This window comes from Eubacterium sp. AM46-8 (assembly GCF_003466705.1).
In the GTDB taxonomy this organism is placed as follows: Bacteria; Bacillota; Clostridia; order Lachnospirales; family Lachnospiraceae; genus Lachnospira.
In genome coordinates this window covers 46,166-58,893 of record NZ_QSEU01000010.1, presented here as the reverse complement: position 1 = coordinate 58,893, position 12,728 = coordinate 46,166, and the positions used below count along the sequence as shown (strand labels likewise).

The window sequence follows — 12,728 nt, the reverse complement described above, 5'->3', positions numbered from 1 at the left end:
CACTATCCTTTTATTTTATTCTTTCTTCATCTTAGGTTCAAATATAAGTGATGCAATAAATCCAAATATAAGTGCTGCTGATACTCCGACTGCACATGAAGTAAATCCACCTGTAAACAATCCTAAAAATCCCTGCTCATCTATTGCTTTCTTCATACCCTTCCATAAGACATTGCCAAATCCCGTAAGAGGAACTGTTGCTCCCGCTCCTGCAAATTTAACAAACGGCTCGTATATCCCAACTGCTCCAAGTACAACTCCTGTTGTTACAAGAATAACCATTATCCTTCCCGGCATAAGCTTTGTCTTTTCCATAAGAATCTGTGTAAGAACACATATTAACCCCCCACATACAAATGCTTTAACAAAATCCATGGCTTTAACTCTCCTTTCCTTCAAGAATTACACCATGGGCTATGCCCGGCACACTTTTTCCTTCATTGTAACTTACGGTAGATAACAAAGCTCCTGTAGGAACAAAAAGAACCCTTTTATATTCTCCTCTTATAAGCCTGTCCATAATACAGCTTCCAAGAACAACTGCACTGCAGCCACAGCCGCTTCCTCCTGAACACTTAGTTTCCCCTTCGTATATAAGCATTCCACAGTCATACAGCTTATCAGCAATATCAATGCCTTTTTCTTTTAGAAGCTCAGACAATATCCTGTTGCCAATCTCTCCTAAGTCGCCTGTAAATATTGCATCATAATAGTCCTTATCAACATCAAGGTCTTTGAAATTAGCTTCTATAAGCTCTGCTGCTGCTGGAGCCATACATGCTCCCATATTCATTGAATCCTTAACGCCGTAATCAACAATCTTTCCCGTTGTAATACCCTTTATGAGAACACATTTTTTCTTATCCAGAGGCTTATCGCCGACGATATACGCCCCTGCTCCTGTAACTGTCCATGTAGATGCAACTGGTCTCTGGTTTCCATACTCGAGCGGATAACGGAACTGCTTTTCAGCACTTGCAAAATGGCTTGACGCGATGGCAATTACATTTTGCGCATATCCGGCATTAACACACATTGCACCAAGTGATAATGCCTCGCCCATCGTTGAACATGCTCCGTACAGACCAAACATCGGTATTTCATATCTCATAAGACCGAAAGATGTTGCTATAAGTTGTCCAAGAAGGTCTCCGGCATAGATATAATCTATGTCTGACGCAGCCATACCGCTTTTAATAAGCAGCTTGTCAACCGCCATCTCCTGAATGTGGCTCTCAGCCTCTTCCCAGCTTTTCTTGCCAAACATATCATCTTCTACTGCCACATCAAACATTTCACCAAGCGGACCATCAGCCTCTTTCTTTCCAACCACTGTTGCAGCACATCTAACATATACATCTTTGTCAAATAACAGACTCTGTTTTCCAGTCATAATCCTCGTTTCCGCACATACTCATGTGCCATTAGTCTTTATAAGTAGTCTGTCCAAAAATGTATTAATTATGTATTATTTTCGTATTATGTCAAGCGTATGTGCAGCAGCACCAAGCAGATCAGCTCTTTCACAGGTTGCAAGATGATACCTGTAAAACATCTCGTATTCCTCCTCGTCAAGCTGATTCACAAACTGTCTTATGTAATTAGCTGGTCCATCCGGTGTCACAATCTTCACACGTTCACATTCTGCTGCTTCATTAACTTTTGTAATATCTTCAAGACGCACATAATCATACAAATCCTGCTCTGAAGATATCGTGTGGAAATCCTCTGTCAGCCTGCCCTGTTCCATACACTCCTTAATATGTCTTTCCTTAAATGCATATGTAATAACACCATACTCGTTCATAACATAAGCGACAAGAATAAAGCCACCTTTCCTTGTAATACGGGCCGCCTCCTTTAATGCCTTAACCTTATCCTCCTGTCCGAACAGATGATACATCGGCCCGAACAGCAGGGTTATGTCAAATGTTTCATCCTCGAAACGCTTTAACTTAAGTGCATTGCCCTGATAAGCCTTAACTGATGAATTCTTAGATTTCAATATTCCAAGATTGTGCTTTACCAGTTCAACTGCAGTTACATCAAAGCCTTCCTCAGCCAGTGCAACGCTGTATCTGCCTGTCCCGGCACCTATATCCATAATCTTTATATTTTCTCTCCCTTCTCTCTTTAATTCTTCAATACACTCGTGTATATAATGAATCGATGTACGGAATTCAATCTGTCCGTGTCTTGAAGTCAGTCTTTTTTCTTCATTAAATTTATTATAATAATCTTCTAAAAAAGTTCCCATATTATCCTCGTATCCTGCGCATTTCTTTAAAACAGTTCCTATGATTCTACCATACAGATGTTTCTTAATCAAGAATCACAGTACATGTATAAGCTTTAAAGCCAGATATATAAGTCCTGCACACCAGCTAAAAAATATTCCATATAGAATAACAGGACCGGCAATCGTGAATATCTTACAGCCAATACCGAACACCCGTCCCTCCTTCTTATACTCAATCGCAGGTGCAGCAACGCTGTTTGCAAATCCTGTAATTGGAACAAGACTTCCTGCTCCGCCAAATGTGGTTATAGACGGATAAATATTAAGTCCAGTAAGAATTACACTTAAAAATACCAGTATCAGTGTTGTGTAAGATGCTGCATCCGTGTCAGGCACTTTCATCCACTTGCATACATTTAAAATAATCTGTCCTGCAACACATATACAGCCACCAACAATGAATGCCTTAAAGCATTTTGCCACACAGCTTCCTTTAGGCGTAACATTTTTTACATAAGCATTATAGCTTTCATTTCTTTTTTCAACATCAGCTTTGGTACCGCTTTCAGAATTAATATCGTGCATAAATCCTCCCTTTTTGCAATGCAAAATCAATACATATATAAGTAATATACAAGCTGTCCTAGTGCTTTTCCTGCCGCTGTCGCCGCCACAATAAAACCAAGACCGGTGCCCGCCTTTGCCCTGTGAACAAATATAGGCAATGCTTTAACTGTCTCTGCAAGGCTTATTAAAAATGTGCCTATAAATATCCCGGATATCAACCCGAATATAATACAGCCCGTCATTCCTATTCTAACCGTGATTCCAAGAACATATACAGCATTAGCTGCCGTTGCACCGATTATTATACATTCCTCATACAGAGACACATGTCTGCTCGTCCCGCTGACATCAGCATATCTGTTAATAACACCAACACTGGTTATAAGTGCAAAAAGTCCTGCAGCAGTAAACACTCCCGACATAGCCCCTATAAGAATAATAACCGCTATCATTTTCCACCTTCCCTGTCAATAACAGATTCTAATACATCTTTGTCATATTTATCCATTTCCACCTCAAGCGGTGTTGGCGCTTTTGACAGCTTTTGTCCCGCAAAATGGTCATAAAATATAACAATTCCAATAAACAATCCCACAGCATAGGCAATCTCCATTGCATTCGTTGCCTTATATGCAGAAGCTCCAAGAAGTTCGTACACCCGGTCAAATATATCCGTCGTACTTACGTCATTGTTGTAAGCAATAATTCCATATCCGCTTCCAACCATTGTTATAAAACATATAACAGCAACCTTAATCCAATGCACTGTGCCTTCCTTCTCCGGCTTCTTGTACTCAACAACGAAATCACATTCCCCAAGACATTCAATATCTGCATCCGGATACTCCTTCTGAATAATGCCCACAACATCAAGTGCATCAAGCACCTTCCTGTCATACTTGCCCAGCGTAAACTCCACAAGTGTTATATGTCCGATTTTTTCAATCATATCCTTATCACTGCAATAAACAGTCATCACATCCCCAATAGTGACCCTAGGCTTCTTAACACACCTCTGCTGGTCAATCTTCAAATAAATCTTCTCTGACATAACAAACCCTCCGTTGCTAGTATTAGTATTGTACATGCCCAAAAATTTATTCATAAGGCTTCATTTATTTAACAGCCTGCCCTCGCCCATCGCACTCCAGACATGCACAAAACTGTCCCAGCACTGTGTTCATTCAGCATAAACACTACGCCGCTGTGTCTGTCTATGGTATACGCCCGAATATTTCGAATCGTGTGGGAGTTAATGCCGCCAGATGTAAAAGGGCGGTGTGGATAAACTCGTTCAAGCGAAGCGCGTTTGTTTATCCGCACCGTAATAAACTATACAGATGGCGGCATTTACTCCCACTAGATGAAGAAATCCTGAGGCATATGCCATAGACAGACATAGCGGCGGGGCTGCCATATACCGAATGAACCCTATCACGCAAACAGCCGCTTGCGCATGCCACTTAAAATCTTCTTCTCCATCCGCGACACCTGCACCTGCGATATTCCAAACTCCTTAGCAACCTGCATCTGTGTGTAATCATCATAATAACGCATCCTGATAAGTTCTTTTTCACGCTGTGAAAGTGTTTCCATAAGCTGTGCAAGCGCAACTTTGCTTGATGCGGTTTCTCCAATGTCTGCCTTATCTTCTAACTTGTCCATAAGCATTACTTCGCTTCCATCCCCCTGATAGATTGTCTTATATATTGATTCAACCTCCATGGAAGCTGACATTGACAGTGTTATATCTTCAACTGACAGCTCACAGGCAGCTGCTATCTGTTCTACTGTCGGTTCACAGCCCAATGTATCACGGAGCTGTCCCGCCATTCTCATGCTTTTTACCGCATTTTCTTTTATGGAACGGCTGACCTTTACCATTCCGTCATCACGCAGGAATCTTCTTATCTCACCTGTTATCATGGGAACTGCATATGTTGAAAATGCAACATCCATATCCAGATTGAAATTATCAATTGCCTTTATAAGCCCTATACAGCCTATCTGAAACAGATCCTCCTGTTCTGTTCCTCTCCCCTTAAATCTTTTAATTATGTTCCATATAAGCCCCAGATTATCTGTTACCAACTTCTCTCTGGCTTCTTTGTCATTATTGTGTGCTTTAGCGATCAATTCCCTGGTACAATCCTTAGTCTGATCCATAGCATCACATCCTATCAATTACTCCCCTATTTTCTTTCTCATAAGCACTGTTGTTCCTTTGCCTGGTGCTGACGCCACCCTTAAATCGTCCATGAATGCCTCCATGAACGAAAATCCCATTCCTGAGCGTTCCTGTTCCGGTTTGGTTGTATACAATGGTTCCATTGCTTTTGCCACATTCTCTATGCCAAGACCATCATCATGTACTTCTATTATTACCTGATTCTGTATGCCTTTAAGTCTCATTCTCACCTTTCCCGGACCATTGTCATAACCGTGGACTATTGCGTTAGTTACTGCCTCGGAAACCGCTGTCTTTATGTCCTGTAATTCTTCGATTGTTGGATCTAAATATGTAACAAAGGCTGCTGCAACAACCCTTGCAAATGCTTCATTTTCCGACCTGGCTTCAAATAATAATTCGACATTGTTATTCTCTATCATACTTATGCCTCCTGTCCTTTAAGCTCATATATGTTAACTATCTTATGAAGTCCTGATATAAGAAGTATTCTCTTAACACTTTCACGGACTCCCACGATTGTTATGTCACCTTTATCCATAACCTTCTTGTAACGCCCCATAATAAGTCCTATTCCTGCACTGTCCATGAAATCCACTTTAGTAAAATCAAATACTATATGAGTTACGCCTCTCTTATCTATTACATCATCTATAACCTGACGCATTTCTTCTGCCAGATGATGGTCAAGTTCTGCATTCATACGTATTATAAGCTTGTTATCATTAACCATGTATATATAATCCATATGCTGGATTTCATCCTGCCCATCAGCTGTATTAACCTGTTCTGACATAATAATCTCCTCTTTCCTCTCTACTTTTACACTTCACTAATTCTGCAACAAAGCCCCCGGCAAAGAATTATCTTTGCCGGGGGCTTATCTTTTAGTACCTCATCAATGTGAATTAACATAATCGCTGGCTTCTTTGTAATATCCGCTTGTCGAATAATCATCCACAATATACTGATAGTATTTCTTAGCTTCATCAGTCTTTGTAAGGGCTACATATGACTTAGCCGCATAGTAAGCTGAATCCACGCTGTTATTACATTTGTATGCTTTGACAAGATTCTCTGCCGCAACTTCATAGTTGGACTTATAATACTCTGTCATTCCTGTGTCATAGAAATTCTGTGCTGCTGCCGGAAGTGTAGCTGTAGCTATTGTATTATACAATGTCTTGGCTGACTCACTCGGAAGTGCACTGACATCTATATCAACAAGCTTATTGGCAGCTTCATCAGGCTTATTGGCAATATAATCATTTGCCGCCTCTATTACTGATACTAACAGCTTGTTGTTTCCACCTGTTCCACTAACAACACCGAGCTGCTGCTCAAGTGCATCTTTCTGTGCTTTCACATCCTCAAGTTCTTTCTGCATAGAATTAAGTTCTACATTACTTGAAGATAACTGCTCGCTGTATTCCTGAAGATTCTTCTTATAATCCTGAGTAAGGCCTTTATTCTTTGCCGGAATAATCAGGAACCATATAAGTGCTGCACCTATCACAACACCAACAAGAACATTAATTATTGTTATTGCACCATTGCTTGGCTCTTTATATGAAGATTTAGGAAGAATAACATCATTACCACTAAGCGGCTTCTTGTCTATCTCCTTTTCTTTTCTTTTAGGGAGGAATGATCCTGATGTCTCTGCCTTCTTTGCTGCAATTTTCTTCTCTATCTCTTCCATATACATATGAGCAAGAGTGTTGTTCTTATCTATTGCAAGCACTGCATTGAGCAGCTTCCTGGCTCTAGAAAGCTCGTCCTGCTTAATATATATAAGTGCAAGCAGCAGATGTGCTTTGATAAGCTGAGGATTGTTGGCAACTACCTTCTTTAACTGGATGATTGCCATATCAGTATTACCTTCCTTGGCATAATTGAGTGAAAGGTTATATTTTCTGATTGTACCTGTAACCATCTCAAATCTGTTCTGGTTAGTCTGGATTTTCTTGATATAAGTTCCTGCTATATTGCCCTCCGGTGTAAAATTCTTACTTACAACCCACTGGCTTAATGCCTCAACAACATCCCCCATCTCACAATACACAAGACCCAGAAGATTTCTTGCATTAATATTGTACTTGTTAATCATAAGGCTTATCTTAAGACTTTCAACTGCACCTGTTAAATCTCTTACTCTTGCCTTATACAGACCGGCATTATAATATGCATCTGATACTCTTGCTGTTTTCTTATAGATTCCTACGTATTCACCACATTGTGGACATGTATCACCATCTGTAAGGAAGCTTCCACATTTAAAACATCTCATATGTCCACCCCTCACTACTTATCCGAATTCTTACCATTAAGTATCTGTGTTATCAAATCTGTTATATCTGGAACATCATTGTTGTATATAGCATCCTCTGCATCCTCAACCTCAAGACTTGGCTGGAACTTCTGTATTTCTTCATCAAAATTAATCATGATTATTTTCCTTTCTTTCCAATGCACGGACTACATCACCAACTAAATATAAAGAGCCCGTTGCAAACATCAGTCTGTTATCCCATCTGTTCAGAGCATCATCCACACTCTTGAATACAACAATATCAATTCCTGTCGTATATGCTTCAAATGCCTGCTTTATTATATTGGCTGAAAGCTTCCTCAGTCCGCCTGCCATAGTAACATAGACTTTTCTGAAATGCTTACAGCCGCATAGTATCTTAATCATCTGGTCATAATTCTTATCACTCACAACAGAGAACAACAATGTTGCATCCTCTGCCGGATTGTTTTCATAAAGACTGTTCACTGATTCAATAAAGCTCTGTATTCCCTGTGGATTATGTGCTCCATCAACATACAGATTATTCCTTACCAATTCCATTCTTCCTGACCAGTGTGTTTCAAGAACTGCTTTTCTAACAAGTTCCTCGTTAAGTATAAGTTCTCCCTTACTGGCAAGAACGGCACATGCTGTCAATGCAATACTTGCATTCTCCATCTGGTACAATGCATTCGTAGCCAGTCTGAAACAATCATTCTTATAATACTCATTATGAATTAAAAAATCAATATAACCATATGTATTTTGTACCAGTTCAAATGTATTCTCATCAACTACACAACAGTCACTTTCCATCTCTTCTGCACGTGACTTTATCACCCTTGCTGCCTCTTTGACAACACCACTGCATACAACCGGAATTCCCAGCTTTATAATTCCAGCCTTCTCAGCTGCAATCTTCTCTACAGTATCACCAAGAATTGCAGCATGTTCAAGAGAAATCGTTGTTATTACTGATATTACCGGATTCTCAATGGCATTAGTTGCATCAAGCCTTCCACCAAGACCAGTTTCCATAACTACATAATCAACGTTCTGTTTCTTAAAATAGTACATTGCCATAACAAGCATGTAATCAAAATACGCAAGTTCATGCGTTCTGCAGTTCTCAACAGCATTATATGCCTCTTCAAAATCACTCTTGGATATCATCTGTCCATTAATTTTAATACGCTCTCTGATATCCACAAGATGAGGCGACGTAAAAAGTCCTGTTTTGTAACCATTACTCTGCAGAATCTGTGCAATATATGCACACGTAGAGCCTTTGCCATTCGTTCCGGCAACATGTATTATCTTCAAATCTTTCTCTGGATTGCCACAATTTCGTAATACCCGTCTGCCCCTTTCTACTCCGGTAGATGGTGCAAACTGGCTTATCCTGTTAAGCCTGTCTACAATCTCGTCGTACATTCCTCGTCTCTTCCTTCCTTATACTGCATTAAAATGCATTGTTATATCTTATGCCCGTTTATATATTTTTATGCTTATATTGCATTCATTATACTACATAAGCCAGCAGTCTGAATTGTACCATAAGAACAAAAGATATATTTCTAAGGCAATCAGAACTGCCATAAGAATCCATCTTGCAACCTTATTCCACCTTGAAAGTATATCATACAGACCGACAAATGCAACATATGTTCCTGCCGTAAATCTACATGTACTCATAACATGTGATGTCAATGGCACAAGAAGTGATATAATTCCGAACACTGCCATCGAATAATATTTTCTGTAGAACATATATCCATAAAGAATCAGTATTGCAATACAGAACCACCCCATATATGTGTATCTTGGCTCAATCTGTCCTGTACATGCCTTCCACAACACGCCTATAATTGGGAAATACTCATCCTCTCTCCATGCAATCTGGACATTCTTATATGCCCATGCATCACCACAGAAGAAATTAAGAAATGCCATATATGCAAATGCACCGAGCGGGCACACAAGCACTGACAGTATCTTCTTAGGTGCTTTAAGCATATCCATTACAAATGTCTTAACCCTGCCAAAGCTTATCTTAGTTCCTTCCATGTCAATATATAGCTGTACAACCAGTGCAAATACAAGTATACAGCCTACAATTCTTGTTCCACTTGAGCATGCTGCCATAATTCCTGCTGCCATGTATTTCTTCTCAAAAAGGAAATAGAAAAAAAGTACAATGAACATTATAAACATCGCTTCCGTATATACAGAACTGCAATAGAAGGTGTAAGGTGCCATAAATAAAAGCACTGGCATAATCATAGTATATTCTTCTTTAATAGAAGTCTGCTTCTTAAGACCTTTAACAGCAAAGAATGCTGCAATAATTATGCATATATTAGATACTATCATTCCAATAACATAAGTGTTAATAAGCCCGCCTGTCACTGCCTTTAATGCTGCACACACTATAACATATAATGGGAAGAACGCCCAGTTAGCCTGAGGATCAATATCCGTAGGGTGTGTATAGCCATGATTGATTATATAGGCATATTTCTTTGCATCCCACTCGTTCATAAGAAACAGAAATGATCTGTGTGTCCCCATAATTCCATTATACACAGGAACCATGATAAGCATAATCAGTCTTGATATCGCAAATATAATCAATATCTTTAACAGCAGCCTACAATTCTCATTATTTTTTAATCTGTTCATCTAATGCCTCATTTCAATAATATACGGATTATATGATATATAGCTGCCGGGATTGTACTTATTACAGGTACTACAAACATTGCAGCCACAACTATTGCAAACAATCCAATATATATATACTGTGCACAATACTTAGCCCATACAGGAACATTTATAGTTCTCTTATAATTAATCACAAGGCATAACACAGTTATTAACAATGTCACAAATGTAATAAGCAGTCCCGCATCTCTGCCCTTTGGCACAAATGTAAACACTAATGTATTCTCGCCTTCGTGAACCTGTACACCTGTAAACAGCCCTGCTATCTCTTTAGTCTTAACTGTCTTTCCATCAAGTGTCACGGTCCAGTTAGCGCTCTTAATAACCGGTATCAGGGCATAATCCTTAGTTCCATCACTGTTTATCTTAACTGTAAGAGTATTATTAGTATATGAAACATCTGTCTGCTTATCTGCGAAATCCTCACAGAGCTTATCCATCTTCTCCATATTAAGAAGTCCGATAGTCATCTTACTCTGGTTCATATATTTAGGCTTATCATATTCAATCTTAATCTGAACATCTTCATCTTCAAATATGCCAAGATAAAGAAGATTATTATTATAATCCGTAAAATATGCTGTATTATTAACATCTCCAAGTGTAGGTACAACAACTGCCTCACCATTCACATATACATGTATGCTGCTCTCAAGCTTAGATGCATTAGCATCCGCATTAGGCTTCTTCACATCTGCAATATTCATATATATAGCACTTTTGCTTCCGACATTAATAGTCATGGACTTAATATTGCCAGCAGTCTCTGCCTGTGGATATATTCTCGTTACAAATGTTTCTTTATCTCCAGTCATTGCTTTATACATTCTGTTATGGTATGTAATCCAGTCAACATTAGTCATATCAAGCTTGCTGAAGCTGCTGTCAACACAGAATCCAAATGGCAGGTTATAATTAGTGTTGTAAAGGCTGTAATCGCCTTCCTTCTTCTCTAATGTATATAAAGCACTGTCAAGTTCATTGATATTAACTGCCTGTGTAACATGCAGCACTGCATTACTGAATACTGTTCCACCTGAATCTAACAGCCACAGGAAATACTTAGAATATCCCCATCTCTTGGCATAACTTTGTGTATCGTCCTCTAAAGCTGCTGTAAAGCTTGATAATGCTCCTCTTCTCAATATAAGAGGATAATTGGCATTAAGACTGATATCAGGATTTACTATTCTGTCTGTAGCAGACTCTTCTATATCAAGGCTGTCTGCCGCATCATTGGCATATTGTACATAATCACCAATCTGGTAATCCTCATATGTATAAAACTTAGGAGGTCCTATAAGAGCATATGCACCGATAAACAATTCAAGTGCAATAACAAGAATAACTGATTTGCAGTTAAATTCTTTCTTTCTTATAAGCATAAACATATACACTGCAAACATTACTGCAAATATCATTATAAAAAATGCCATTGCAAGCATTTCGTTGTTTATTGGTAATATGTTATAAACCATAACATATACTGCACCAATTACCGCTACTACCGCTGTCTGCCTGCGATAAAACGCACCCTTTAATGGTATATCTGCAAACATCTTCTCAGCCATTCCTGCAGCAACGCAGATAAGTGTGAACGATATCAGATATCCGTTTCTTAATGTATATCCGTTGTATGAACCAAAATGCCACATAAGGTTAGTAGCCTCCATAAGCACCGGACCTAATGCAACAACAAGCATGGCTATAGTATATATAAGCTGTCTTCTGTCTGACTTATATATTTTTATTCCCATGATAATTACTGCTATAACGAATGCAAGTCCATAAAGCATCATCCAGCGCTGCAGTGCTGCCATTGCACCATCTGTAACTATTGAACTTGTTATCCAGCCTGCATACTGTGATAAAAGTCCCTTAGACGCACCACCTCTCTGTGATGAAGAAAGCTGTGCAAATACAGGAACAAGCACGAATGCTGAAAGTCCGATACCTGCAATCGTACCTATACCGACATTCCATGCAGTTTCTTTCCACTGCTTTCTCTCCTGCATAACTACCATTCTTATTCCGCAGATAAGGAATATGTATATAAGTGACATTGCACTTAAGTAATAATTAATTATGAAACACAACGCAATCATGCATATATAGAACATTTTCTTTCCTGTCTCAAGCATTCTGTCATATGCCATTATAAGAAGAGGGAAAAATGCAACTATATCCATCCACGGTGTAAAGCACGAGCCATAGAGAATTACATAACCGCAAAAGGCATACATGCATGAAAATGTAACCTTTAATCCGTATACAAGCTTGTTATATTTCTTATTAATAAGCGCATACATTGCAACTGACATGAATATCATCTTAACAAGTGTAATTATTGATATGCTCTCTAATATGTAACTTCTTGGAACAAAATATAATAAAAGATTAAACGGTGTAATCATTGAAAATGCTGATATACTCATTGACACATTTGTTCCAAGACCTGTATACCAGTCAAACCATATTGATGCCTTACCATGCATGAAATCCCACAGATGTGCATAAAGCGGTGCTACCTGCTGCATATTGTCAAAATAATCTATTCTGCTGCTTCCAAAAGGCCATATACCTTTAAGTATAAGTATTACAATCATAACCAGACCTGTTATTATACCAGGTACTGCGTATGGCCTGATCTTTTTTAATAATGATTTAAATCCCGATTTCTTCATATAATTCTACCTTTCTATACATTTACACATATT

14 protein-coding genes are annotated in these 12,728 nt (G+C 38.8%); all 14 read right to left on the bottom strand.

All coding sequences use genetic code 11. The annotated features are described in order from the left end of the window. Positions 1-15: 15 nt before the first annotated feature. Positions 16-375, bottom strand: a complete 360-nt coding sequence (spoVAE, locus tag DW963_RS08170) for a stage V sporulation protein AE (protein ID WP_041688222.1) — start codon at positions 373-375, stop codon at positions 16-18. 4 nt (positions 376-379) lie between these two features. After that, positions 380-1,393 carry a stage V sporulation protein AD gene (locus DW963_RS08165; RefSeq protein ID WP_117914969.1) on the bottom strand — a complete coding sequence of 338 codons (1,014 nt, stop codon included), beginning with the start codon at positions 1,391-1,393 and terminating at the stop codon, positions 380-382. A gap of 75 nt (positions 1,394-1,468) precedes the next feature. Beyond that, positions 1,469-2,257: a class I SAM-dependent methyltransferase gene (locus DW963_RS08160; protein WP_117914967.1), complete on the bottom strand. Its 789-nt coding sequence runs from the start codon at positions 2,255-2,257 to the stop codon at positions 1,469-1,471. Positions 2,258-2,332: 75 nt separating this feature from the next. Then, on the bottom strand, positions 2,333-2,824 hold the full coding sequence (locus DW963_RS08155) for a SpoVA/SpoVAEb family sporulation membrane protein (RefSeq protein ID WP_117914965.1): 492 nt from the start codon (positions 2,822-2,824) through the stop codon (positions 2,333-2,335). A gap of 26 nt (positions 2,825-2,850) precedes the next feature. Next, positions 2,851-3,258 carry a stage V sporulation protein AB gene (locus DW963_RS08150; RefSeq protein WP_012739831.1) on the bottom strand — a complete coding sequence of 136 codons (408 nt, stop codon included), beginning with the start codon at positions 3,256-3,258 and terminating at the stop codon, positions 2,851-2,853. After that, positions 3,255-3,857, bottom strand: coding sequence for a stage V sporulation protein AA (locus DW963_RS08145; protein WP_158568670.1), 603 nt, complete (start codon positions 3,855-3,857; stop codon positions 3,255-3,257). Before DW963_RS08145 ends, DW963_RS08150 begins: the two co-directional genes overlap by 4 nt. Positions 3,858-4,240: 383 nt before the next feature. Next, a complete protein-coding gene (locus DW963_RS08140; protein WP_117915051.1) occupies positions 4,241-4,972 on the bottom strand; it encodes a SigB/SigF/SigG family RNA polymerase sigma factor in 732 nt (243 codons plus the stop codon). A gap of 18 nt (positions 4,973-4,990) precedes the next feature. Beyond that, the gene (gene spoIIAB, locus DW963_RS08135) at positions 4,991-5,416 is read right to left on the bottom strand and encodes an anti-sigma F factor (protein ID WP_117914962.1); all 426 of its coding nucleotides are present in this window, start codon (positions 5,414-5,416) and stop codon (positions 4,991-4,993) included. A gap of 2 nt (positions 5,417-5,418) precedes the next feature. Continuing rightward, positions 5,419-5,790, bottom strand: a complete 372-nt coding sequence (locus DW963_RS08130) for an STAS domain-containing protein (protein ID WP_243004238.1) — start codon at positions 5,788-5,790, stop codon at positions 5,419-5,421. 102 nt (positions 5,791-5,892) lie between these two features. Continuing rightward, positions 5,893-7,284 carry a tetratricopeptide repeat protein gene (locus DW963_RS08125; protein ID WP_117914960.1) on the bottom strand — a complete coding sequence of 464 codons (1,392 nt, stop codon included), beginning with the start codon at positions 7,282-7,284 and terminating at the stop codon, positions 5,893-5,895. A gap of 14 nt (positions 7,285-7,298) precedes the next feature. After that, entirely contained in the window at positions 7,299-7,442 is a 144-nt protein-coding gene (locus DW963_RS13410) for a hypothetical protein (RefSeq protein ID WP_195366706.1), read from the bottom strand. Next, positions 7,435-8,721, bottom strand: coding sequence for a bifunctional folylpolyglutamate synthase/dihydrofolate synthase (locus DW963_RS08120; protein ID WP_117914958.1), 1,287 nt, complete (start codon positions 8,719-8,721; stop codon positions 7,435-7,437). Before DW963_RS08120 ends, DW963_RS13410 begins: the two co-directional genes overlap by 8 nt. A gap of 93 nt (positions 8,722-8,814) precedes the next feature. After that, positions 8,815-9,969 (bottom strand): putative hexosyltransferase, encoded by a 1,155-nt coding sequence (locus tag DW963_RS08115; protein ID WP_117914956.1) that lies wholly within the window; start codon positions 9,967-9,969, stop codon positions 8,815-8,817. Between the two features lie 8 nt (positions 9,970-9,977). Further along, positions 9,978-12,695, bottom strand: coding sequence for a YfhO family protein (locus DW963_RS08110; RefSeq protein WP_117914954.1), 2,718 nt, complete (start codon positions 12,693-12,695; stop codon positions 9,978-9,980). Positions 12,696-12,728 lie beyond the last annotated feature (33 nt).